At 28.5% G+C, this 22,463-nt stretch carries 20 protein-coding genes; 3 read left to right on the top strand and 17 right to left on the bottom strand.

All coding sequences use genetic code 11. The annotated features are described in order from the left end of the window. Positions 1–5: 5 nt before the first annotated feature. The 8 genes from grpE to gpr all read right to left on the bottom strand — a co-directional run bounded on the left by grpE (position 6) and on the right by gpr (position 8,000). Positions 6–548: a nucleotide exchange factor GrpE gene (grpE, locus tag TICRE_RS03080; protein WP_075725018.1), complete on the bottom strand. Its 543-nt coding sequence runs from the start codon at positions 546–548 to the stop codon at positions 6–8. Between the two features lie 33 nt (positions 549–581). Further along, on the bottom strand, positions 582–1,637 hold the full coding sequence (hrcA, locus tag TICRE_RS03085) for a heat-inducible transcriptional repressor HrcA (RefSeq protein WP_084191785.1): 1,056 nt from the start codon (positions 1,635–1,637) through the stop codon (positions 582–584). A 227-nt stretch (positions 1,638–1,864) separates the two neighbouring features. Continuing rightward, the gene (hemW, locus tag TICRE_RS03090) at positions 1,865–3,001 is read right to left on the bottom strand and encodes a radical SAM family heme chaperone HemW (RefSeq protein WP_075725020.1); all 1,137 of its coding nucleotides are present in this window, start codon (positions 2,999–3,001) and stop codon (positions 1,865–1,867) included. Between the two features lie 47 nt (positions 3,002–3,048). After that, complete coding sequence (lepA, locus tag TICRE_RS03095) at positions 3,049–4,857, bottom strand: translation elongation factor 4 (protein ID WP_075725022.1); 1,809 nt, start codon at positions 4,855–4,857, stop codon at positions 3,049–3,051. Positions 4,858–4,965: 108 nt separating this feature from the next. Next, entirely contained in the window at positions 4,966–5,205 is a 240-nt protein-coding gene (locus tag TICRE_RS03100; protein ID WP_158016393.1) for a hypothetical protein, read from the bottom strand. Between the two features lie 57 nt (positions 5,206–5,262). Further along, positions 5,263–5,835: a signal peptidase I gene (gene lepB / locus TICRE_RS03105; RefSeq protein WP_233120133.1), complete on the bottom strand. Its 573-nt coding sequence runs from the start codon at positions 5,833–5,835 to the stop codon at positions 5,263–5,265. A gap of 47 nt (positions 5,836–5,882) precedes the next feature. Continuing rightward, positions 5,883–6,953 (bottom strand): stage II sporulation protein P, encoded by a 1,071-nt coding sequence (spoIIP, locus tag TICRE_RS03110; RefSeq protein WP_075725026.1) that lies wholly within the window; start codon positions 6,951–6,953, stop codon positions 5,883–5,885. A 72-nt stretch (positions 6,954–7,025) separates the two neighbouring features. Next, entirely contained in the window at positions 7,026–8,000 is a 975-nt protein-coding gene (gpr, locus tag TICRE_RS03115) for a GPR endopeptidase (protein WP_075725028.1), read from the bottom strand. Between the two features lie 127 nt (positions 8,001–8,127). On the opposite strand from gpr, the gene rpsT reads away from it, so the two are divergent. Next, entirely contained in the window at positions 8,128–8,391 is a 264-nt protein-coding gene (rpsT, locus tag TICRE_RS03120) for a 30S ribosomal protein S20 (protein ID WP_075725030.1), read from the top strand. Between the two features lie 24 nt (positions 8,392–8,415). Here the strand turns inward: rpsT and holA are convergent, their stop codons facing one another. Next, on the bottom strand, positions 8,416–9,456 hold the full coding sequence (holA, locus tag TICRE_RS03125; RefSeq protein WP_075725032.1) for a DNA polymerase III subunit delta: 1,041 nt from the start codon (positions 9,454–9,456) through the stop codon (positions 8,416–8,418). After that, positions 9,446–11,860 (bottom strand): DNA internalization-related competence protein ComEC/Rec2, encoded by a 2,415-nt coding sequence (locus TICRE_RS03130; RefSeq protein WP_075725034.1) that lies wholly within the window; start codon positions 11,858–11,860, stop codon positions 9,446–9,448. The genes holA and TICRE_RS03130 overlap by 11 nt, the downstream gene beginning before the upstream one ends. An 86-nt stretch (positions 11,861–11,946) precedes the next feature. On the opposite strand from TICRE_RS03130, the gene TICRE_RS03135 reads away from it, so the two are divergent. Next, complete coding sequence (locus tag TICRE_RS03135; RefSeq protein WP_075725036.1) at positions 11,947–13,149, top strand: alanyl-tRNA editing protein; 1,203 nt, start codon at positions 11,947–11,949, stop codon at positions 13,147–13,149. 7 nt (positions 13,150–13,156) lie between these two features. Here TICRE_RS03135 and TICRE_RS03140 read toward each other — a convergent pair whose 3' ends face one another. The 7 genes from TICRE_RS03140 to TICRE_RS03175 all read right to left on the bottom strand — a co-directional run bounded on the left by TICRE_RS03140 (position 13,157) and on the right by TICRE_RS03175 (position 21,434). Continuing rightward, positions 13,157–14,230: a hypothetical protein gene (locus TICRE_RS03140; protein ID WP_075725038.1), complete on the bottom strand. Its 1,074-nt coding sequence runs from the start codon at positions 14,228–14,230 to the stop codon at positions 13,157–13,159. A gap of 103 nt (positions 14,231–14,333) precedes the next feature. Then, positions 14,334–14,645, bottom strand: a complete 312-nt coding sequence (locus TICRE_RS03145) for a YbjQ family protein (RefSeq protein WP_075725040.1) — start codon at positions 14,643–14,645, stop codon at positions 14,334–14,336. Between the two features lie 350 nt (positions 14,646–14,995). Then, positions 14,996–16,441 (bottom strand): DEAD/DEAH box helicase, encoded by a 1,446-nt coding sequence (locus TICRE_RS03155; RefSeq protein ID WP_075725044.1) that lies wholly within the window; start codon positions 16,439–16,441, stop codon positions 14,996–14,998. Positions 16,442–16,847: 406 nt separating this feature from the next. Continuing rightward, complete coding sequence (locus TICRE_RS03160) at positions 16,848–18,164, bottom strand: DEAD/DEAH box helicase (protein WP_075725046.1); 1,317 nt, start codon at positions 18,162–18,164, stop codon at positions 16,848–16,850. Between the two features lie 172 nt (positions 18,165–18,336). Continuing rightward, a complete protein-coding gene (gene speB, locus TICRE_RS03165) occupies positions 18,337–19,296 on the bottom strand; it encodes an agmatinase (protein WP_075725048.1) in 960 nt (319 codons plus the stop codon). A 42-nt stretch (positions 19,297–19,338) separates the two neighbouring features. Then, positions 19,339–19,908, bottom strand: coding sequence for a hypothetical protein (locus tag TICRE_RS03170; protein ID WP_075725050.1), 570 nt, complete (start codon positions 19,906–19,908; stop codon positions 19,339–19,341). A gap of 176 nt (positions 19,909–20,084) precedes the next feature. Then, complete coding sequence (locus TICRE_RS03175; RefSeq protein WP_075725052.1) at positions 20,085–21,434, bottom strand: alanine/glycine:cation symporter family protein; 1,350 nt, start codon at positions 21,432–21,434, stop codon at positions 20,085–20,087. A gap of 444 nt (positions 21,435–21,878) precedes the next feature. Between TICRE_RS03175 and TICRE_RS03180 the strand changes: the two genes are divergently transcribed. Further along, the gene (locus TICRE_RS03180; protein WP_075725054.1) at positions 21,879–22,445 is read left to right on the top strand and encodes a polysaccharide deacetylase family protein; all 567 of its coding nucleotides are present in this window, start codon (positions 21,879–21,881) and stop codon (positions 22,443–22,445) included. The last annotated feature ends 18 nt before the right edge of the window (positions 22,446–22,463 follow it).

Here is a 22,463-nt window from a genome sequence, read left to right on the forward strand (position 1 = left end):
CATATTTATTGTGAAACTATTACCATTGATGGTCTTATAACCTTATCTTTTATAATATACCCTTTTTGTAAGATTCTAATTATTGTATCCTTATCATATTCTTTAGAATCTTCCATTCCGACTGCATGATGATACTCTGGATTAAATGGTTTTTCTAAAGAATCTATTTCTTCAATACCATTTTTATTTAAAACTTCTATGAGTCCATCATAAATCATCTCTATACCTTTAAAAAATGAATCTTCCTTATCTTTCTCAACATCCATTGCTCTTTCGAAATTATCTAATATAGGCAGTATTTCTAACACTAATGTTTCTACGCCATAGCTTACAAGACTTTCTTTTTCTTTTTCAACTCTTTTTCTATAATTTACAAAATCAGCTTGTAGCCTTTGAAATCTAGTAGTAAGCTCTTCATTTTCTTTTAAAACTTTATCTAATTCTTCATTGTTAGAATCTATTGATTGTTCTGCTTGGAAATTTTGCTCTTCTTCTAGATTTTCATCTTTCAAATCTTCTTTTTCTTTTTCATCTTTATCTAGTTTCATCTTTTCACCTCAGATTTAATTATTTATCTACATCTACTCATCAAATAAAAAATTCATTGCTTCATTTATATCTTTAGAGAATCTTTTTAAAGTATTGATCAAGTTTTCATAATCCATACGCATAGGGCCAATAAGTCCTACCCTCCCAAAGATTTTATCTCCAGTCTTGTAATTGGTAGTTATAATACTTATATCTTTTATTGGAGAGTAAATATTTTCATTTCCAATTATAATATTTACATCTTCATTTGAAGAAGTATTTGCTAACATATTTAATATTAAATCTTTGTTTTCTATAAAAGACATCAGTGATTTAGCTTTTTCTATATCTTTATATTCTGGAAAATTAAAAATATTAGTAAGCCCTTCAAAATATAATTCTATAGTAATTAGATCCTCAATAGAATTTAAAATTATCGGAAATATACTATCTATTAACTCCTTATACTTATGGGGTTCTTTTTTATCATCTTTATAAGAATACCCATTTTCCAATTTAATAAATAGCTCTTCTAAATTTATGCCCTTTAATTCTTCACTGATAATATTAGATATAGTATTTAAATCATTTGAACTAATCTTTTTAGTTGATTTATATATAGGATTTTTAACCATTCCATTGTTTAAAACTATAACTATTAATACCCCAAGACCTTCTAAAGGTATCAATTGAATATGTTTTATTATGCTATCTTGGAATTTAGGTGAAGCAACGATAGAGGTATAATTTGTAAATACAGAAAGAAACTTAGCTGCATTTTGCATAAAATCCTCTATATCATATCCCTCTTTAGATGTCATGTTTTTTATATCGAAATCCTTTGATTTCTTTTCAATTGTTGCTTGTGACTTTAATAGTTCATCTACATAAAGCCTATAAGCTTTTTCCGAAGGGATTCTGCCCGCTGAAGAATACGGTTTATTTAAATATCCTTGTTCTTCTAAATCTGACATTTCATTTCTTATGGTAGCTGAACTAACACCTAAATTAAAGTTTTTAGAAATAGTTCTAGAACCTACAGGCTCAGCACTATCTATATAACTATCTATTATAGCATATAAAACTTTTAACTTTCTTTCATCCAACATTATTCTCACCTCGGAATCTATATCTTGGATGTTGTTAGCAGTCTATCCTTTAGAGTGCTAACTACTATAGTATTAAATTATCACTTTTAAACTTATTTGTCAATAGATAAAGGCAAAATTTATAATAAAAACTTCAATAAAAATATTATAAGGTAATTTTTATTGAAATTCATTGACGGAAAGCTCTTTTTATCTATAAATTTAAAAAACAAGAACTTTCCTATTTATTATAATAAAAAATCTATTTCTACTAGATTAGAAAGGTCCAATCCTTTACTTGTAAGTTTTATAAAGTTATCATCTTCTACTATTAGTCCATCCTTTAAATGTTTATTAATTATTTGTTTAAAATAATATTTTATATCTTTTTTAAATCTTTCTTTAAATCTTTTTTTATCTATACCTTCTATAAGTCTCAGGCTCATTATAGAAAACTCTGCAATCTCCATATCTCTATTTGTATCTTCTCCACCTTCTATAGGTAGTATTCCTTTGTTTAAATCTATAAAATAATCCTTAAAATTATCTCTATTCCAAAACCTTCTATTGTTAAGATATGAATGACTAGAGAGCCCCACTCCTATATAAGGTTCTATTGTCCAATATAGTATATTATGTTTACATTCTTTTTCTTTTAATGCAAAATTTGAAATTTCATAATGTCTATAGCCCATATTTTTTAACCTTTTCTTTATAAGATGATACATCTCTCGTTCTTGACTTTCGCTTGGAAGATTTAGTTTATTGTTTTTATTTAATCTATATAAAGGTGTATCCTTTTCAAGTATTAATCCATAATAAGAAACATGCTCTGGTTTGAGAGATTCTATCGCTTTTAAATTTTCCTCTACATCTTCTATAGTTTCATCAGGAAGACCAAATATAAAATCTACGTTTATATTGGTAAAGCCTGCTTTTCTTAAAATATCATATGAATCATAAAATTCTTTTTGAGTGTGAATTCTCCCTATATTTTTTAGATGAGTATCATTTAAAGTTTGTACACCCATACTAATTCTATTTATCCCAGCATTTTTATATACTTTTGCTTTTTTAATATCTAAAGTACCAGGATTTATCTCTATAGTTACCTCTTCTAAAGTTTCTATATTAAAGTTTGCTCTTATAAACTTAAGTATTTGCTCTATATGTTTTTCATCTATATAAGAAGGAGTACCACCTCCTATAAATATAGTTTTTATCCTGTCTTCCTTTATAATTTCTTTATAGATACTTAATTCTTTTACCAAGTTTTCTATATATTTTTCTACGATATTTTCTTGGTTTGAAAAGCTAGTGAAATCACAATAGTAACATTTGCTTTTGCAAAATGGTATATGAATATAAAGTCCTATTTCTTTCATTGTTCCTCCCATATTTAAAAATACGTACCTTTCCGGTACGCATTTTTTTATTCATCATATTTTAATACAGTTAAAAATGCCTCTTGAGGAACTTCTACTGAACCTATTTGTCTCATTTTCTTTTTACCTTCTTTTTGCTTTTCCAATAATTTTCTCTTACGAGAAATATCTCCTCCATAACATTTAGCTAATACATCTTTTCGGAGCGCTCTAATAGTTTCACGTGCAATTATTTTAGAACCTACCGCAGCTTGTATAGGCACTGCAAATTGATGCCTTGGAATGACATCTACTAGCTTTTGGGTTATACTTTTTCCTCTTTCATATGCCTTATCTCTATGAACTATAAGTGAAAAAGCATCTACTGATTCAGCATTTATAAGTAAATCTAATTTTACAAGATCTGATCTTACATATCCTTTTAGTTCATAATCAAAAGAAGCATAGCCTCGTGTCTTAGATTTTAAAGCATCAAAGAAATCATATATAACCTCATTTAGAGGTAATTCATAATGAAGTATTACCCTAGTTTCTTCTAAATACTCCATATTTATAAAGCTACCTCGTTTGTTTTGACAAAGTTCCATTATAGTTCCTACGTAATCAGTAGGTGTCATAATAGAAGCCTTAACTATTGGTTCTTCCATATAATCAATTTCAGTTTGGGGTGGTAGATTACTTGGATTTTGAATCTCAAGCATCTCTCCATTATTTTTCATTACTTTATATATAACACTTGGAGCTGTTGTAATTATATTTAAATTAAATTCTCTATCTAGTCTCTCTTGTATTATTTCCATATGAAGCAGACCTAAAAATCCACATCTAAATCCAAACCCTAGAGCAACAGATGTTTCCGGTTCAAATATTAAAGCTGCGTCATTTACCTGTAGTTTTTCTAAAGCCTCTCTAACTGAGTTGAAATCTTCTCCTTCTGCTGGATATATTCCACTATAAACCATTGGTATAACTTCTTTATACCCTGGTAGAGCTTCTTTTGTGGGATTTGATTTTTCTGTTATAGTATCTCCAACTGTAGCTTCTTTTACATTTTTGATGCTTGCTGTTAGAAATCCTACATCTCCCGCTTCGAGTTTATCTAAAACAACGTGCTTGCCAGTTATTACACCAACTTCTACTACCTCAAAAGTCTTACCTGTAGCCATAAGCTTTATTTCCATTCCTGGCTTTATAGTTCCTTCAAAGACTCTTATATAACATATTACTCCTTTATAGGTGTCATATATAGAATCAAATATTAAAGCCTTCAAAGGAGCATCTACATCCATTTGAGGAGCTGGTACTTTACTTACTATTTCTTCTAATACACTTTCTATATTTGTACCATCTTTAGCTGATATTAAAGGGGCTTCTTCACAGTCAATTCCTATTATATCCTCTACTTCAGCTTTTACTTCTTCAGGTCTTGCACTTGGAAGATCTATTTTATTTATAACAGGAAGTATTTCTAAATCTTGGTCTAAAGCTAAATACACATTTGCTAGAGTTTGTGCTTCTATTCCCTGTGTTGCATCTACTATTAAAATAGCACCCTCACATGCAGCTAGAGATCTTGAAACCTCATAGGTAAAATCTACATGACCAGGAGTATCTATAAGATTTAGTATGTATTCTTCCCCATCTTTAGCCTTATAAATAAGTCTTACTGCCTTTAATTTAATTGTTATGCCTCTTTCTCTTTCTAAATCCATATTATCTAACACTTGAGAATGCATCTGACGAGAAGTTAACATTCCAGTCTTTTCTATAAGCCTATCTGCAAGAGTAGACTTGCCATGATCTATATGGGCTATTATGGAGAAATTTCTTATATTCCTCTTATTGTTTTTATTCATTTAAGGTACGTTCCTCCTTTAGTTCATTCTAAATAATTATAGCAAATTTTCATACATATGTAAAACACTATTAAAATAAGGATATCTTACTTAAGATATCCTTCAACCTTACGGTAAATATTTGCTAAAAAAGTTTAAATCCAAATAATATTTTTTCCCTAAAAAATTTATTGCTCTATCTTCTATCTCTAATTTAAATAAATTAGAATTTTCCAGATAATTTTTTCTTTGTATTTCACTATTAACTATATATAGTCCTACTAACATTAAAAAAACCATCCAAATAATAACAAATCTTTTTGCTTTCTTTTTTCTGCCTAATTTTCGAAGTCTTTTATTTTTTCCCATTCTAGTTTCCAATAATTATCACCCAAATTATTTTAACCAGTTATCTGGAAGTCTATTCTAATTTAAAGATCCAAATCTATTATCTATAGGAAAATATCTAAATCCAGTTATTCCCTTTACACTTTTCTCATCTACAGTTCCAAAGCTTCTACTATCCTTGCTAGCATTTTTTTCTCTATTATCTCCTAATACAAAGACTTCTCCTTTAGGAACTTCCCAAGTGTCCGTATTGTATACATGTGTATAAGAGTCTTTTTCTATATAATCTTCTTCTAGTAGTTTTTTATTTAAATATACTCTTCCTTCTATTATCTCCACTAAATCGCCTTCTACACCTATTACTCTTTTAATATAATCTTTTTTAGTATCATCTGGTGCTTCTATAACTACTATATCTCCTCTTTCAGGACCCTTAAAAAACAATGACACCTTTACAGAAAATAGCCTATCTTTTTCATGTAAGGTGGGCTGCATAGAATTTCCTAATACATAAGTAGAGTTAAACAAGAAAGTATTAATTAGAACCGCAACTATTATAGCAAATGTAATACTCTTTATCCAATCCATTATATCATCTTTATTTCCTTTATTATTATTGGATTCATTTTTATCATTTCTATTATTTACCAACTTTATTCCTCCTTCTATACTTATATTATACCATTTTAATAGGATAATTAAAGGATAAGTTTTGAAATTACAATATTCAATATTTCCCCTATAAGTTTTGCAGTTTCTTTTGACTGATCAATTGTATTTACATTTGCCCCTACTTCAATAAGAGCAGAGTAATCTGATAGGTATTGATTAAATCTACCTACTTTTTTTATTATTATACCTTTACAAAGTCCAGGATATACTGCATCAGAAACTGCCTTTATATATTTAGCATAACTTAAGTTTTCTTTAAAATTTGCACTATCAGGTCCTACTACAAGCGAAAATGTGGCTACATCTTTCCCATCAATTGTTGTACTAAACTTTTCAGCATTTTTCTTAATTTTTTCAAAGTATTCTTTATCAGTATTTGCTTTAATCTGAACTCCATCCCTATGAATATCAAATAAAAACTTAAGATTTCCTTCTTTAGCCATTTCAGTTTTAATGGTATTTAAACTCCTAGAATAACTTTTATTAAATGAAGGTACATCATGATGAGTTTTATTGTGAATTATTTTATGACTACCATTTTCTAAAACCTTAGAAAATATATCTCCAATAGATGTTACATTTTGGTTATTATCAGAAGTATAATTTATAGGCTTTTTTAATGGTTGATATCCTTCATTAGCATGAGTATGGAATGCTAAAATATAAGGTCTGGTTTTATCTACTTTAATCTTTTTAATATTTACAGGCTCTGGTATATCTTCTAGATTGATCTCTCCACTAGGATCTCTTACTACTATAAAGTTTTCATATTCCTCTAGATTATCTATTATAATAAAATCTTCAACAGTTTCATATCCAGTCTCAACATCTTCTTTAGCTTGTTTTTTATCTTTTTTATTAAAAATTTCTTTTAAAAGAATCCCTACCTTATCTAAATTATTTTCCTGTGAAAAGTCTTCATTTTGAATACTAATACTAGCTTTAATATTCTTTGATAAAGTTATAGTCATATATACTATATTTAACCCAATCATACATATTAAAGCTATTATTATATATATACTTTTATTATTTTTAAAAGAATTTTTTGGATTTTTAAATCTCGTTTTTCTTCTCATGCTTCCTCGTCTTCTCATAGTTTACCCTCCTATTTTAAACTTATAGTCTAATATATATTCATTGGGTGAAAAAACTATGATAAAAAACATTTACCTTATATATCTATTTACATCTTTTAAATCTATCCCAGGGTGAACTGCAATGTTTAAACCATTTGCAATTATAATAGAGAGATCTTCTATAATCACATCTATATCTTTAGGAGTAACTATTACATTTCCCATAAAAGGGCTTAAGACTTCATCTATTAAAGAATATTTATCTTCTTTGGAAAGATCATCTAAAAGATTATAAAATTCTCTCCCTACTCCTTCAGTTTGTTTCATAGAATCTATTATTAGATCCATAGTATCATTTACCATAGTAGCTGCATTTACAACTGTAGGTATACCTATAGCAAATACTGGTACCCCAAGTGTTTTTTCAGTTAGCCCTTTTCTTTTATTTCCTATTCCACTTCCAGGATTTATTCCAATATTGGATAGTTGAATAGTCGTACTTATCCTATCCATCTTTCTAGAAGATAGAGCATCTACTGCAATTACTATATCTGGCTTTATCTTTTCTACTATTCCCTTTACTATATCAAAAGTCTCTATTCCCGTAGTACCCATTACCCCTGGTGATACAGCTGCTACATTTGCCATGGACTCATCAAATTCTTTGTTAAAGTTGATAAAATATTGACGAGTAACAAGTACTCTCTCAATAACCTTAGGACCTAATGAATCAGAACTTATATCCCAATTTCCTAAACCAATTATTAGAACTTTATCCGCTTTATAATCTTTTATTAACCCTTTAAACTCCTTTCCTAAAACTAAGCTCATTTCATCTTTTAAATCCTCATCTGCATTATCAAGATTTGGGGAATGAAGAGTTATATATTTACCTATTGGCTTACCAATTTTTTTGCTTCCTTCATCATTTAACACTTCTACTAGAGTTATAGTGTAGTTTTCTTGCTCTTCTACTTTTACCGCTACCCCCTCTACTTCTATATCTTTTCCTTTACTATATATTTCTCTACTTTCAACAGCTAAATCTGTATATATATGATTCATTTTTTCCTCCTTTTATAGCTTATTTACCTCTTTTATAATTTTAACCATTTATATGATTATTTATCCTTGCAATTTCCATCCCCACGTGATAAAATATTTTGTGTTAGATTAATTGGAGGTGAAAGTATTGGCTAATATTAAATCAGCTAAGAAAAGAATAGAAGTTGCTAAATATAGAACTGAATTAAATAAAGGTAAAAAAACAGAAATAAAATCATATGTGAAAAAATTTGATCAAGCTATTGAAAGTGGAAACATAGAAGAAGCTAAAGAATTAATAAAAATGATCGATAAAAAACTAAAAAGAGCTACACATCATAACATACTTCATAAAAATGCATCTTCTAGGAAATTAAGTCACTTAACAAAAAAATTAAATAAGGCAATATAAATAAAACTTCGGATATCCGAAGTTTTATTTATTATACATGCCATTTCCTATCTCTACAAAAAATGTTTCTATTAATAATTTATCATCTGTCATACTAGTTTTCATAGCTTTATCAATTTCTAATAGTCTTTGCATTATATTTTCTAATTCTTCAAGCTTAAAGCCACTAGCTTGATTGCGAATCTTACCAAATTCATATGGTTTTATACTTAATTTCTCTTGTATACTTTTATTATCATATCCCTTGGTTTTGTAAATTACATATCCAAGTATAAGTCTAATTTGCCTAATCATCATAAAAAACATTCTTTGAATTGGTTCACCAGAAATATACATTTGATTAAATAGCATCAAGGACCTCTCTGTTGACTTACTGCTAAATGCTTCTAAAAATTCAAATATATTTGTATCTATAGTTTTAATAAGTACATTATCTATATCTGCTTTTGTAATTTCTTCCTCTTTCGCATAATCTACAATTTTTAAAAATTCGTTTTCTAAATCATAAAGATTTAAATCTACATTTCTACTGTTATAAGAAGTTTGGTCTATAAAATATTTAATATTTAGTTGAGAAATTTTCTTTATATTTTTTTTAGCAAGAGTATTAATCCACTTATTCATATCTTGTCCTATAAGTTTTGTAAATTCTACTTGTCTATCATTCTTTTTTATCAGTTTGTAAAATTTAGTGTTTTTCTTAAGACTATACGATCCATCCATAAATATTAAAACTAAGAAATCTCCTAAATTAACTATGTATTTGTATAGTTGTTCTTTAGCTTTATCATCTAATTCTTCTAAAAAGTTTGAAATGTCTTTTAAAATAACTATTTTTTTAGAAGACATAAATGGAAGTGTTTCAGATGCATTTATAAGGGTATCTAAATTTGCATTTTTGCCATCTATCACATTATAATTTAGAGTTTCAAAGTCATTACTTATATATTTATTTTTGAGTTCTTCTAAAGCAAGTTTCATCATATATTCTTCTTCGCCCGTAAAAAGATAATAATTTTCTATCTCATCTTTTTTTAGCTTAGAAAAAAAATCTTTATAAATCATTTATTAATTCCTCCTCTGGAGATTTTTTGATAAGTATATAGGCACTTAAAAAGAATAGTAAATTATATAGAAAATAATTATAATTATGAAGTAAATAATCTTCTAAATATACTTCCTTCTTTTTTTCATCTATTAGGTATGGACTTACCTCATATCCATCTTCTACTATTACGATTTTAACTAGTCCATTTTTATCTGTCCTGTAAACTTTAGTTTTGTTTTCTTCAAATATACCTATTACTCTACCGCTTGGATGATTATACATGTTCTTTTGGCCCACTGATATAACTCCTATTTTTGGACTTATGGCTTCTATAAAACTTAAAGTAGAAGAAGTATCACTTCCATGATGACCTACTTTTAATATATCTACCCCTCTAACCTCTTCTAAAAGACTTTCTTCTACTTCCTTTTCTATATCACCTGTAAAGAGAACTTTTATATCCTTATAATTTAAAACGCCTACCATTGATTTATTGTTTATATTGTCTTCATAATCCATATCATCTATTGGCCAAAGCACTTTAAAATTAGTATTTTTATCTATAGTAATATTATCCCCTTTTCTTAAAAGCACGTATCTATTATCTTTTAGTAAGTCTAAATAAGGGTCAGTAGGTATATGACTTATAAATATATTTCCTATCTTGAAGTTATCTAAAAGTATCTCAAGTCCTTGAGAGTGATCTTCATGAAAATGTGATATGAATATAGCATCTAGTTTTCTAACACCTATCTTTTCTAGATAAGGAAGAACAATCTTCTCTGGTATATTATGATTTTTAAATATACTTCCTCCAGTATCTATCAAAATATCTTTTTTCCCACTTCGAATATATATACTATCACCTTGTCCAACATCTATAAAGTGAATTTCCATGTTTTCTTTTATACTCACTATATTTATCAGTATTAAAAATAATAGATATATTACTATAGTCTTTTCTATACCTTTACTAAATGAGCTTATATCTATCATCTCAAAGATTATAAAGAAAAATATAAATATAAAAACAATAGTTATTATTTCAGGTGAAAAAACTCTGATTAAGTTAATCGGAAATTTCCCTATAAGTCTTAATATAAAAAACTGTAAATTTAGACTTCCATTTAAAACGATTCCCAATAAAGAATTTAAACTGGGTACTATAAATTCTATCCCAAGCATTATAAATGATAGTATAAGCGAAAAAGATAATATAGGAACAATTAAAATATTGGCTAAAAACCCTAATATACTTATTTTATTAAAATAATAGGCCTGTACAGGGCTAACTCCTATATTTACTGCTAATAAGCTAGATATTGTATCTATAAACTTTCCCTTTAATGGATAAAGTAAATAAGTTATCCTATCAGTAAAAACTATTATAGACCCACTAGCTATAAATGATAACTGAAAGCCCACAGAAAATAAATTATATGGATTTATAAAAAGTAGTATGATTGCTGCTAGACTAAGTATATTTAATGAATCATAAGGCTTATGTATAATCTTTGATAAATAAAGAAATGAAAAAAGAATGCTCGCTCTAAGGATAGAAGGAGGATAACCAATTATATATCCATAAGACCATATAAAAATAAGAGTTATAAAGATATTTGTCTTTCTCTTTATTCCAATCCTTGAAATTAAAAACATTAAAAACGAAGAAATGATCCCTATATGAAGTCCTGATACTGCAAGTATATGGGCAAGTCCCATATCCCTATAAAGTTCTACATTTGACTCATCTAAATAATCGCTATCTCCTAATATTATAGAAGTTATAAGAGAATTATTTTCTTTATTTAAATAAGACTTAAATACATTTTCTATTGTTAAAATTGACTTTTCTTTTACTTTATATCTAATAGGTATATTAGATATATCTATTTTCTCTATAGCATTACTATCTATACTCATAAGCGTATAAATACCTTTAGTTTTAAGATATAGCTTATAATTAAATAGTCCTGGATTTGTATTTTCCATAGGGAGTTTTAGAGTAGCCTTAAAGAAAACCCTACTTCCTAGTTTTAAATCTTTTTCTCCGATAATAGTTAAAAGAGATTTCTCTTTTGGGACACTTTTACCATTTACTTCTTTTACACTTATAATATACTTTTCTATTTCAGAAGTTTTTTTATCTAAATGCTCTACTACTCCTTTTACATATACTTCTTGTCCTAGTGATTTTTCTAAATTTCCATTTGCGTGTAAAAAGCTTATAGAAATGCCTAATATTAAAAACAAATATAATAAAACACTTTGATTTAAACTTGATTTTATTATATTATAAGATAAATAGAGTATTGAAAATAAAAATAAAAAAATTATTATGTTAGAAGAAATATTCACGAAATAAAAGATGAGTATACCAAAAATATAAAAAACTAATAGATTAGTAAAAGATCTTTTCATATAGCTCTCCTAAAATATATATTTTAGATATTATACCATAGTTTAGAGGAGTAAAACACAACAGAATTTGAAAGGTGGACATTTAATTGACTAAAAAACTATATATAAATAATCCTTATTTAAAAGAAACACATGCTACTATAATAAGTAAATCATTTAAGGATGAGAGTTTTCTTATAAAACTTGATAGAACCATATTCTTTCCCAATATGTCTGGGGGTCAGCCTAGGGATTTAGGCACTATCGAAGGCAAAAATGTAATAAACGTATATGAAGATGGTAGAGATATAATTCATGTAATAGAAGAAGATATAGAATCTAATAAAGTTCATTTATCTATAGATTGGGAGAATAGGTTTGATTTAATGCAAAATCATACTGGCCAACATATACTATCTGATGCATTTAAAAAACTTCTTAATGCAGAAACTATAGGTTTTCATATGGGAGAAAAGTATATAACTATTGATATAGAACTTCCAGATATAACAGAAGATGAAATTTCTAAAATCGAAGCTCTTGCCAATAGAATAATACAATCTAACTTTAAGGTTCTAAGCGAGTTTTCAGATTCTAACAGTATAGAAGTTTTAAAGATTTCAAAAATACAAGAAGGGAGGAAAACTATCAGAATAGTAAATATAGATAATATAAGTTCCTCTCCTTGCTGTGGTACACATGTAGGTAGTACAGGTGAGATAGGACTTATAAAAATTATAAACTTTGAGAGATACAAGGGTAATACTAGAGTGAGCTTTATATGTGGAAATAGAGCCTTAAAAGACTATTCATTAAAAAATAGATATATAAAGGATATAGCCCTATCTCTTTCATCTGGAGTACCAGATGTACTAGAGAAGTTTCTTAAGCTAAAAGAAGATAAAGAAAATATGCAAAAAGAAAATAGAGCTCTAAGAGAAGAGCTTATTTCTTTAAAAGCAGAAATCCTTTTAGATAAAAAGAAAACAATTAATCATGTAGATTATGTCGTAGAAAATCTAGGAAATATAAATAAAGAAGAACTAAATCTTATATCTTCATATTTAGAAAAAAATGAAAATCTAATCCAAATCTATAAATTAGGAAATGAAGATCATTGCAGTTTTTTAGTAAGTAAAAGTCATAATTTAGATATAGATTTAAAAGAAATATTTAATTTAGTAGCAGAAAAAATCATAGTAAAAGGAGGTGGCAATAAACAAAAGATTCAAGGCACTACCTCCCTGGCTATAATTGATAGGGTAATTGAAATGTTTTATAGAGAAATTAAAAATCATTTTAAAGACTAGTGGATCACTAGTCTTTTTTACTTGCAAAATCTAATATTTCATTCCATATTTTTTCTCTCTCATTATCAATTCCGTTAAAGTCTACAGTAGGTCTATAAGTTTCCTCTAGAATAAAATGGTTTTTCTTAGCTCCCTTTAAACCTTCTATTCCCTTTTCCTTTAACTCTTCCAAAATCTTATAGTCATCCTTATTTTGATTTGAAGGATTAAAAAACTTATCAAAATTTATTAATTCACATTGAAATTCTTTTGACTTAGGATTTGAACTTATAATAGTATCTAGATCCCATATGAATACTGATTCAATTTTTTCTGGAATAAAAGAATTATAGTAAATTTCTATATCGTAATCTTTCCACTTGCAGATATCTACAATTCTTTGTAAAAATTCAGATGTTCCTGTACCTATTTCTCCTTTTATAAAATATCTTTTCCCTATGTTTTTAAGTAAAGAATCCGTATAATCAAAGTATCCTTCAGGTGTGTAAGCTGTAGAAAATAAATGTCTTATTTTAAATAGAGAATTAGAAACCTCTACTTCCTCTTTTTTAAATATTTCTTCTATAAACTTATCTTCATAATCTTTTAAACCTTTAAAGTCTACAAATTCTCTATTGGTCATCTCTATTTCTTCATAAACAGATCTAGCAGCTTTAAAATAATTAAAAGCTCTTCTATAAGACTTTTTATTATTCTTTTTAGCTTTAATTATTTTCTCTTTATGAATCCTAATTTTTTCTTCATCAATAAATATAGATAAGTCTACTATTCTTTCATTTACACCAGGATAAAGTGGGTCCATACTATGTGGTGGTGTACCATCTAATATAACTATCTTTAACTCTACTATAACTACAGCATCTACAGATGTAGGGTCAGATGGACAATGGTGATACTCTACAGTATATCCTTCTTCAAGTGATCTTCTAGCTATTTCCTTCATAAGAGAAGACTTTCCTCCACCGGGCATTCCTTTTAATATATAAAGAAAATTTTTATCTTCTCCTATTATATTTTCTTGAAGTGGAAAAAATCCTCTACTTGTATTTCCTCCAGGAAACATTCTTCTTATTTTTGTCATAAAAAAACCTCCCTATTTAAGTATATTATCAATTTATTCTAGGTAAGCTTATTATGTGCATGGCAGTAAAAAAGAACTCATTCTTTGAGTTCTTTTTTACTGCCTATTTGAATTTAACTGCTGTTCCATATACAATCACTTCAGCTGCTCCTTGCATAATTGCGGCGGATGCATATCTAATATTTACAACTGCATCTGCTTCTAAACTAATAGCTTCTTCTACCATTCTCTTTGTAGCAAGAGCTCTTGCATCGTTCATCATTTCATTATAGGCTTTAAGCTCTCCACCTATAAGATGTTTAAGACCCTGTGAAATATCTTTACCGACATTCTTAGTCTGAATAGTACTTCCCTTTACAAGGCTTAACATTTCAAGTTCTTTACCAGTTATATAGTCAGTATTTACTAAGATCATCCTCTTCACCATCCTTTATTTCTTTAACTCTTTCAAATAGCATATATACACTTAGTGCTATTAAACCGACAGGAAAAACTAATAATAACATTTTCATAATTGAAGGTATTTCGCTTATAAATAAACCCATCCACATATAAAAAACAAAATAAGAAACTATTAAAACGGTAATTATAATTGGAGCTATTAATTTTTTTGTATGTTTTTTCACAACAATCTACCTCATTTATATTATTTGAGTTTATATAATATTATTCATATAATTTAATACCCTTAATTTCATATTTAACATCTCTTAGGTCTTATATTATACACTATTGATGGATTTAGCAAAATATCCTTAACTATAATTATTCGTTTGCCTTATTTACATTTCTTAGCCTTCCCTTTATCTTTGTAGTCTGAAGCTTTTCTAAAACAAACTCACCTTTACCATTTAAAATTTCTACAAAAGTGGATATATCTAAAACATTTATAATACCTATATCATCTGCAGTCATTCCTTCTATATTACATAGTGTTCCTACGATATCTACTGGTCTCATCTTTGTTTTTCTACCAGCATTTATGTGTATTTTCATTATATTTTTACTTAATTCTTCACCTTTTAATTCTTTTATCGCAGGTCTTTCTCTCATCTTTTCTTCAAACTTATCTATTAAGAAGTTCACTTCTTCCTTTTCAGGCATTTCTCTAATGAGTATTTCTCTTTCTATATAATCTTCGATATCTTTTAAAAATCTCTCATCTCTAGATGTAACAAATGTAATAGCCTTTCCTTTCTTACCTACACGACCTGTTCTACCAATTCTATGAACATAGGATTCTCTCTCCATGGGCACATCATAGTTTATAACATGAGTTATATTATCAATGTCTATTCCCCTAGCCGCAACATCCGTTGCTACTAAATATCTAAAGTAGCCTTGTCTAAAGTCCTCCATCACTTTTGTTCTATCTCTTTGTTCCATTCCTCCATGGATTTTATCACAGGTAAAATTTTCATCTTCAATTTGCATAGTAATTTCATCAACCTTTTCACGGGTATTTGCAAATATTATACAGCTATCTGGATTTTCTAAAACCGTTACATCCTTTAAGAGCTTTATTTTATCTTTTTCTTCTACCATATATCTCCATTGATCAATTTTATCCACAGTTACACTTTCATCTTCTATTTCTATATATGTTGGATTAGTCATATATCTATTGCATAGAGATTCTATATCTGTAGGTAATGTTGCTGAAAAAAGCATTGTCATTCTTTCTATTGGTAATTTATCTATTATCGTTTCTATTTGTTCTAAAAATCCCATATTAAACATTTCGTCAGCTTCATCTATTATTAGGTATTTTATCATTGATATGTCGAGCGTACCTTTATCTATATGGTCAATTATACGTCCTGGAGTACCAACTACTACATGGGTTTTTTGTTTGAGTTCCCTTTGCTGATTATAAAAAGGTGCCCTACCATAAACAGGTACCACCTTTAATCTTTTAAATCTACCTATATTAAAGAAATCTTCTCTTACTTGCATAGCTAGTTCTCTAGTAGGTGTAATAACTAAAGCTTGAGGTCTATTTTCTTCCCAATCTACTAATTCACAAACTGGTATCGCAAAAGCTGCTGTTTTACCACTTCCAGTTTGTGATTTTACAACTATATCTTTACCTTTAAGACCAATAGGTATTACTTTTTCTTGAACTTTAGTAGGTCTTTTATAATTTAAAATCTCAATCGATTTTAATATATCACTGCTTAATTTATAATCTTTAAAATTCTCTTTTATCATATAATCAACTTCCCTTTTCTATTCGATATAATACTAATTTACAAGTATCTTTAGTATATGCATTATATCATAATAATAAAGATAGTTAATATGTCCTTATTAACTACAGAATATAGTTTGTATTCTGCATATTAACATTTAAATCTATAATTTTTTAGAATAAATAATTGTATAGGTTAACTTTCCTTCCACGTGCTCTGATTTCATTAAATCTATTGAATCAATATTTATCTTTATTTTTTTTAATCTATCTAAATACCCTTTGTTTATCTACACTTAGGAAAGTTTGAACATCCATATAATGCTAATATATTATGTTCTACATTTATCTTCAAAATCCTTCATTTAAATTAATTTTAATAAAATAAAAACCAAACATCAAGTTTGGTTTTTATCTATATAACATTTAAACCTTCGGTCTCTTTTTATTTGTTCTATATTTTCTCCAAGTCTTTTCATATTTTGATTCATCCTTTTTTGAGTCTGTTTTCTTTTTATCTCTCCTATAATTATCTGATGATTTGCTCTTGCTTGAACTAGAGTTAGATTTTCTAGAAGGTTTTTTCTTTTCTTCTACTGTTGTATCTTTTAATGGATATGGGTGATCTTCTATTTCTTTAATCTTTTTACCTATAAGCTTTTGAATGCTAATAAGCAATGGTTTTTCTGAATGACTACAAAAGCTAATTGCAGTCCCCCCATGACTTGCACGTCCAGTTCGACCTATTCTATGGACATAAGTTTCAGAAACCTCAGGAAGATCAAAGTTTATTACATGGGAAAGCTCATCTATATCAATCCCACGAGCTGCTATATCTGTAGCAACTAATACTCTTATTCTCTTATCTTTAAAATTACTCAAAGCAAGTTGTCTCGCATTTTGAGATTTATTGCCGTGAATTGCCTCAGCCATAATTCCATTATGCTCTAATTGCTTTACTATCTTATTTGCTCCATGTTTAGTCCTTGAAAATACTAAAGCAGAAGATATATCTTTATTTTTAAGTAAATGTATAAGTAAGTTTGTCTTATTGTTTCTATCAACATAGTAAAACTCTTGCTTTATTATATCTACAGTAGAAGAAACTGGAGAAACTACTATCTTTATTGGATCATTTAATATATTATTTGCAAGTTTTTCAATTTCAGTAGGCATAGTAGCCGAGAAAAACATTGTTTGTTTCTTTTTAGGCAAGTATGTGATAATCTTTTTTACATCCTTAAGCATACCCATATCAAGCATCATATCTGCCTCATCTAGCACAAAATATTCTATTGATTTAAGACTTATATATTTTTGGTTTATAAGATCTAACAATCTTCCTGGAGTTGCTACTATTATCTCTACCCCTTTTTCCAATCTCTTTGTTTGAGGTTTTTGAGAAACACCACCATATATAGGAACTATTCTAAATTCTAAGTTTTTCCCATAAGCTTTAAAACTATTTGAGATTTGAATAGCTAGTTCTCTCGTCGGTGCAACTATTAAGGCCTTAGTAATTCTATTACCCTTTACTTTCTCTTGTGCCTGTGCAAGTCCTTGCAATATAGGAATAGAAAAGGCAGCCGTTTTACCCGTGCCTGTCTGGGCACATCCAAGAAGGTCTTTACCTTTAAGTAGTTCTGGTATAGCTTTAATCTGTATAGGTGTTGCTGCCGTATAACCTTCAGATTTTAAAGCCTTCTGAATGGGCTGTATTAAATTTAAATCTTCTATTAACAAAATTTATTTCTCCTTTATAAACAAAAATCATAGAGTAAAATATCACAAATGTGAATTAAATACTCTATGATTTACATTCATTTAATTTATTTTTATAATTCTTAATATAGTATATAACAAATTCATCAAAATTTATACTCTAATCTAAAAATAAATATTACAATTAAATAATTTATTTGCTATTTTTCTTTTTTAGAGCAAGCATTGATAAAAATTCAAATACAATATTAGCAGCTAAAAGCGATGTAATTTCACCAAAATCATAAGGCGGTGCAACTTCAACTACATCAAATCCTACAAAGTTTAAGTCTTTAAGTCCCCTTATTAAATTTAAAGTCTCAAGAGATGTAAATCCTGCAACTTCTGGTGTTCCAGTCCCTGGTGCATAAGCTGGATCTACAAAGTCGATATCAAAAGTTAAAAATACTTTATTATCTCCCACTCTTTCAATAACCTGTCTTATAGTTTCATCAAATCCTATTTCTCTCATCTTATGAGATGGAATGAGCTTTAATCCAAGTTCTGCTGCCATTTTATGTTCATCTGGATCATATAGGGAACCTCTCATACCAATTTGAATGGATTTTGAGGGGTCAATTAGTCCTTCTTCTATCGCACGTCTAAAAGGTGTTCCATGGTTGTACTTTTCACCAAATACTTCTTCATTTATATCGGCGTGTGAATCAAAGTGAACTAATGAAACTGGTCCGTGTTCCTTAGCTACTGCTCTTAGCTCAGCAAGCGTAATAGAATGATCTCCTCCTAAGGAAATAGGAATAACTCCTGCTTCTACTATCTTTGTCAGTTCTTCTTCTATCCTTTCGTAGCTTGGAAGTATATATCCTGGAACTATGTTGATATCGCCATAGTCTCCACCTTTTAATTCATCTAAAATATTGATTTCTAATATTACATTGTTTGGTTTTATCATTACGGATATATTTCTAATTCCTGAAGGACCAAACCTAGCACCTGTTCTAAAAGAACTAGCTGTATCAAAAGGAATACCTACAATAGCAAAGTCAAGACCTTCTAAATCTGTGATCCTTTCCATTCTCATAAATGTACCCATATTTACAAACCTTGGAGATGATGAAGCACTCGCTGGTTGTTTTATTATATTTTCTTTCAAATTTATTCCTCCTATTATTGATTTAATTGACTTTTGTATAATTTATCTTACTGCTTTAAGTTTTGCTATATCTAGTGAATTATATGCTGTGTTCATTTCAAGTTTTAAAAAGTTTTCTCTGATTTCTAAAGTATCTGCTTTTATTGATTTTATTTCATTGATTGTTTCCTCTTTAAATTCAGTTAAATTAGCAGTTTGTTCTACAACTGCATTTAATAACTTTTTAATCTCTATCTGTTCTTCTTTTATTGAACTTATGTCTGCTTTCATTAGCGACTGTTCTTCTTTTATTGAACTTATGTCTGCTTTCATTAGCGATTGTTCTTCTTTTATTGAACTTATGTCTGCTTTCATTAGCGATTGTTCTTCTTTTATTGAACTTATGTCTAGTTTCATTAGTGACTGTTCTTCTTTTATTGAACTTATGTCTGCTTTCATTAGCGACTGTTCTTCTTTTATTGAACTTATATCTGTTTTCATTAGCGACTGTTCTTCTTTTATTGAACTTATGTCTGTTTTCATTAGTGACTGTTCTTCTTTTATTGAGCCTATATCTGTTTTTATAGTTCGCAATTCTTTTAACACTAGACTTTGAAATTCTTCGGTTGACATATATATCCCCTCCAATATACTTTGTCCAAGTTTTATTATATATATATTATACCACATTTAAAAAGTTCTAACATGGATTTTCTCTTTATATTATATCTTTTAAAAAACAGGTTGAAGAGTTATAACTCTTCAACCTGTTTTTATTGTGCAAACTATATTTAAGTTATTAAATTATATTATGAAAGTCTTGAATAATTTTCATTGTAATCTGTTACTAGTTTTCTTACCTGAGGAGCTAATATTAGAAGTCCTATAATGTTTGGTATAACCATAAGTCCGTTAAACATATCTGCAAGTTTCCAAACAAGTTTTACATCTAAAGTAGAGCCCAAAACTATAAATACAAGTACAACTAATTTATATGGACCTGATCCTTTTTTACCAAATAGATACTTTATATTTGCATCTCCAAAGAAAGTCCAACCTATTATAGTTGTAAAAGCAAAAAAGAATAAACTTACCGCTATAAATACTACACCAAATCTACCAAGTCCTATTTCAAATGCCCTTTGAGTCATAGCTGCTGCATCGAGTCCTTCAGTATTGGCACCAGTTACTATGTTTACAAGTGCTGTAAATGTACAAATTATTAAAGTATCTATAACTACTCCAACCATCGCAACCATACCTTGTTCTGCGGGATGATTTACTTTAGCTACCGCGTGAGCGTGAGGGGTTGAACCCATACCAGCTTCGTTTGAAAATAGCCCCCTAGCGATACCATATCTTACAGATTCTTTTACAGTAACACCTACCAGTCCACCACCTAATGCCTGAGGACTAAATGCACCTACAAAAATACTTTTAAATGCTGGAAGAATTTGCGAACCATTTTTAGCCATTATAACTAAACCACCCAGTATATAAAGAATTGCCATAAAGGGTACTACAAGTTCAGCAAATGATGCTATACGCTTTACTCCACCTATAAGAATAGCTCCTGCACAGATTGCAACTATAATACCAATAATAAGTTTGTTTATTCCAAAAGCAGCGTGAACTGCATCGGCTATAGAGTTTGACTGAACCATGTTTCCTACAAATCCTAAAGCGATTATTATAAGAACTGCAAATGTACTTGCTAAAAACTTACTATTAACTCCTTTAGATAGATAATAAGCAGGACCTCCTGTAGTTTCCCCATCTATTTTTTCATTATACTTTTGAGCAAGTACTGCCTCTCCAAATATAGTACTCATTCCAAAAAATGCACTTACCCACATCCAAAATATAGCCCCTGGTCCTCCTGCGGCAATAGCTGATGCCACACCTGCAAGGTTGCCAGTACCTACTTGAGCTGCAATAGCAGTAGCTAAAGCTTGAAAAGAAGACATTTCTCCTTCTGCTGTTTCTTTTCTTTTGGAAAATACACCTCCAAAAGTATGTTTAAATGCTCTCCCAATTTTAGTAAATTGGGGCAAACCTAAATAAAGAGTATAAAATATTCCTGTTCCCATTAATACAAAGATTAGGACATTATCCCACAAGATTCCGTTTACTTTATCTACAAACTTAATTAAATCCATCACTTAATTCCTCCTTTTTCTGTTTGTACTACAAATGATTAATTACTCATTTATATTATATCACTTAGTTTTAAAAAATAAAATAATATATTTTGTAATTTAGGCAATTTATCAAATGTTTTTACTTTTCTAGTTATTTTAATAAATAACGAAGTTTAAGCATACAATTTGTATTTTTATTTTAATTTAAAATCAATTCTAGTATTTCCAAACCTTTGTATTATATGCTTTATTTATATAGAACTATTTTTAGTCAATAAAAAAAGACGGATAAACCACCTTAAATTAAATCGATGTAAAAAAACTTTGTAGATAAATTAAACATCATTCATCTTTAAAAAAGCTTTAAGAAAAATACATATTATTTTATAAAGTTAGAAGAATACTTTTTATTTTATAAAGCAAACTATTATATATCCTAATTAAAAAGGAGGATAAACTTTTATGAGAAAGCATAAGTCCACTAATATTATTGTTGTTATTACATTTTCACTAATATTAGTATTATCTATTGGGTATATAAGTTTTGGAAATGAACAAAGCTTAAAAAATAATAAGCAAAATTTGATCAGTTATGGTTCTAAAAAACAAAAAAACATTGCTTTAACTTTTGATGATGGACCTCATCCTGAATATACTGCTGAAATATTAGACCTATTAAAGGAGTATGATATTAAAGCCACCTTTTTTGTGTTAGGAAAGCTCGCAGAACAATATCCTGATATAATAAAAAGACAAGCAGCAGAAGGACACGAAATTGGAAATCACACTTATTCTCATGTCGATGTGCGTAAAGCCACTAGGGAACAATTTGAGGAAGAGTTCAATAAAACTCAAGAAATTATCCGATCATTAACAGATATTGAATCCAAAGTATTTCGTCCCCCTTATGGTTACTTTAGTAGCTCGTTGCAGAACTCTGTAGCGAGCTATTTTACTGCATTTCAATCTATTGAAATGGCTGGGATTCCCCCGATTTTGGGTATATATACAGTATCAAGTTGTTTATAACTCAAAACGGAAATTGAA

The organism is Tissierella creatinophila DSM 6911, from assembly GCF_001940565.1.
GTDB lineage: Bacteria > Bacillota > Clostridia > Tissierellales > Tissierellaceae > Tissierella_A > Tissierella_A creatinophila.

Bases quoted from the DNA above. Each gene is read 5' to 3' on its own strand.
- grpE (WP_075725018.1), bottom strand. From the start codon at position 548: ATGAAACTAGATAAAGATGAAAAAGAAAAAGAAGATTTGAAAGATGAA.
- hrcA (WP_084191785.1), bottom strand. From the start codon at position 1,637: ATGTTGGATGAAAGAAAGTTAAAAGTTTTATATGCTATAATAGATAGT.
- hemW (WP_075725020.1), bottom strand. From the start codon at position 3,001: ATGAAAGAAATAGGACTTTATATTCATATACCATTTTGCAAAAGCAAA.
- lepA (WP_075725022.1), bottom strand. From the start codon at position 4,857: ATGAATAAAAACAATAAGAGGAATATAAGAAATTTCTCCATAATAGCC.
- TICRE_RS03100 (WP_158016393.1), bottom strand. From the start codon at position 5,205: ATGGGAAAAAATAAAAGACTTCGAAAATTAGGCAGAAAAAAGAAAGCA.
- spoIIP (WP_075725026.1), bottom strand. From the start codon at position 6,953: ATGAGAAGACGAGGAAGCATGAGAAGAAAAACGAGATTTAAAAATCCA.
- gpr (WP_075725028.1), bottom strand. From the start codon at position 8,000: ATGAATCATATATATACAGATTTAGCTGTTGAAAGTAGAGAAATATAT.
- holA (WP_075725032.1), bottom strand. From the start codon at position 9,456: ATGATTTATAAAGATTTTTTTTCTAAGCTAAAAAAAGATGAGATAGAA.
- TICRE_RS03130 (WP_075725034.1), bottom strand. From the start codon at position 11,860: ATGAAAAGATCTTTTACTAATCTATTAGTTTTTTATATTTTTGGTATA.
- TICRE_RS03140 (WP_075725038.1), bottom strand. From the start codon at position 14,230: ATGACAAAAATAAGAAGAATGTTTCCTGGAGGAAATACAAGTAGAGGA.
- TICRE_RS03145 (WP_075725040.1), bottom strand. From the start codon at position 14,645: ATGATCTTAGTAAATACTGACTATATAACTGGTAAAGAACTTGAAATG.
- TICRE_RS03155 (WP_075725044.1), bottom strand. From the start codon at position 16,441: ATGATAAAAGAGAATTTTAAAGATTATAAATTAAGCAGTGATATATTA.
- TICRE_RS03170 (WP_075725050.1), bottom strand. From the start codon at position 19,908: ATGTCAACCGAAGAATTTCAAAGTCTAGTGTTAAAAGAATTGCGAACT.
- TICRE_RS03175 (WP_075725052.1), bottom strand. From the start codon at position 21,434: ATGGATTTAATTAAGTTTGTAGATAAAGTAAACGGAATCTTGTGGGAT.
- TICRE_RS03180 (WP_075725054.1), top strand. From the start codon at position 21,879: ATGAGAAAGCATAAGTCCACTAATATTATTGTTGTTATTACATTTTCA.